The sequence below is a fragment of the Pseudooceanicola lipolyticus genome (genome assembly GCF_002786325.1).
Classification (GTDB): Bacteria; Pseudomonadota; Alphaproteobacteria; order Rhodobacterales; family Rhodobacteraceae; genus Pseudooceanicola_C; species Pseudooceanicola_C lipolyticus.
In genome coordinates this window covers 1-1101 of sequence record NZ_PGTB01000368.1, presented here as the reverse complement: position 1 = coordinate 1101, position 1101 = coordinate 1, and the positions used below count along the sequence as shown (strand labels likewise).

Genomic DNA, 1101 nt, shown 5'->3' with positions numbered 1-1101 from the left:
CGACCTGTCCGACACCGCGGCGCGGGAAGAAACCGCGCGCGTCGCCAAACGGCTGCTGGCCGGGCAGGGCGGTGGCCTGCGCGCGCTGGAACTGATCGCCACGGTGGCGCCGCTGCTGGGCCTGCTGGGTACGGTTCTGGGCATGATCGCCGCATTCCAGGCGCTGCAGGAAGCCGGCAACCGGGCCGATCCGGCGATGTTGGCTGGCGGAATCTGGGAGGCGCTGCTGACCACCGCCGCCGGCATGGCGGTGGCAATCCCGGCCTCGGCGGCGCTGACCTGGTGCGAAGCGGTGATCGACTCGATGCGCACCGATATGGAAGACTTGGCCGCGCGGATCTTCGTCGCCTCCGAGATCGCCGAGGTTGGAGCGGTGCAGCCGCCGCGGGACGTGGCCGCGGAATGAATCTGGGCCTGCACAGCGCGCGGCCCCGGCGTCGGCCCAGCCTGACGCCGATGATCGACGTGGTGTTCCTGCTGCTGGTGTTCTTCATGCTCGCCTCGCGTTTCGGGGTGGAAACGGTGATCTCGCTGCCGCTGGCCTCGGGCGGAGGCAGCTATAGCGGCCCGCCCCGTGTCGTCGAGGTGTTGCCCGAAGGGCTGCGCCTGAACGGACTGCCGCTGTCCGACGCGGCGCTGCCCGAGCAGATCCGCCGCCTGACCGACAGCGCCGAGGATATCATCATTCTGCGCGCCGGCGCGGAGGCGCCGTTGCAGCGGGTGGTGACGGTGGGATCGGCCCTGCGCAGCGCCGGATTCAGCCGCATGGTGCTGATCGAATGAGCCTGGATTTCGCGCCGCCCCCCCGCCGCCCGCGCGGCGAATCCATCGTGCCGATGATCAACGTGGTATTCCTGCTGCTGGTCTTCTTCCTGATGACCTCGCGCCTGGCACCGCCCGAACCCTTCGACGTGGCGCCCCCCATTGCCGCGCAGAGCGAAGAGGGCGAGGTGGCGCCGGTGCTGTACCTGTCGGCCGAGGGCGAGCTGGGCTTTGAGGAGCTGCACGGCGATGCGGCGGTTGCCGCCTTTGCCGCCCGCGCTAAGGCCGCGGAGCAAACCCCCTGGCTGCGCGCCGATGCGCAGGCCGGGGCGGCGGTGG

Annotated in this window: 3 protein-coding genes; all 3 read left to right on the top strand. The window is 70.8% G+C overall.

The genetic code is table 11. The features are described from left to right. Positions 1 to 406, top strand: a 406-nt coding sequence (locus CVM52_RS25985) for a MotA/TolQ/ExbB proton channel family protein (RefSeq protein WP_133120014.1), incomplete at its 5' end; no start/stop codon positions are given. Further along, positions 403 to 783, top strand: a complete 381-nt coding sequence (locus CVM52_RS25980; RefSeq protein ID WP_100165079.1) for an ExbD/TolR family protein — start codon at positions 403 to 405, stop codon at positions 781 to 783. The genes CVM52_RS25985 and CVM52_RS25980, both read left to right, overlap by 4 nt. Continuing rightward, positions 780 to 1101, top strand: a 322-nt coding sequence (locus tag CVM52_RS25975) for a biopolymer transporter ExbD (protein WP_306372790.1), incomplete at its 3' end; no start/stop codon positions are given. The genes CVM52_RS25980 and CVM52_RS25975, both read left to right, overlap by 4 nt.

Bases quoted from the DNA above. Each gene is read 5' to 3' on its own strand.
- CVM52_RS25980 (WP_100165079.1), top strand. From the start codon at position 403: ATGAATCTGGGCCTGCACAGCGCGCGGCCCCGGCGTCGGCCCAGCCTG.